The sequence below is a fragment of the Flavobacterium cupreum genome, from assembly GCF_003996965.1.
In the GTDB taxonomy this organism is placed as follows: Bacteria; Bacteroidota; Bacteroidia; order Flavobacteriales; family Flavobacteriaceae; genus Flavobacterium; species Flavobacterium cupreum.
The window spans coordinates 1-315 of sequence record NZ_QWDM01000184.1 but is presented as its reverse complement, the minus strand read 5'-3'; the positions used below and the strand labels follow the sequence as shown (position 1 = coordinate 315).

General features: G+C 52.4%; 1 protein-coding gene. It reads left to right on the top strand.

Annotated features, from left to right (window positions below):
* Positions 1-51: 51 nt before the first annotated feature.
* Positions 52-255 carry a CsbD family protein gene (locus D0817_RS27115; protein ID WP_497756108.1) on the top strand — a complete coding sequence of 68 codons (204 nt, stop codon included), beginning with the start codon at positions 52-54 and terminating at the stop codon, positions 253-255.
* The last annotated feature ends 60 nt before the right edge of the window (positions 256-315 follow it).

The window sequence follows — 315 nt, the reverse complement described above, 5'->3', positions numbered from 1 at the left end:
GGACCGCATTTTTGATAGCGCCTATTCTGGCTTCACTGCACGGCCATCCGGATGTGCGCTTTTGAGGAACTCATCATGAACAAAGACCAAATCGACGGCAAACTGCAAGACATCGGCGGCAAAATCCAGGAAAAAGCTGGCGAAATCGTCGGCAACAAAGAGCAGCAGCTCAAAGGCATGAAGAACCAGATCGAAGGCCAGACCCAAGAGAAACTGGGCGACCTGAAAGAAGCCGTCAAGGATGCGACGAACTAAGAGTTCCCAAGTTCGCGTAAAGGACGCGGCGGACCGAAGGTTCCCGCTCCAAAGAAAAAC

What these genes read in the sequence shown, in the direction of transcription:
- D0817_RS27115 (WP_497756108.1), top strand. Translation starts at nt 52, where the DNA reads ATGTGCGCTTTTGAGGAACTCATCATGAACAAAGACCAAATCGACGGC.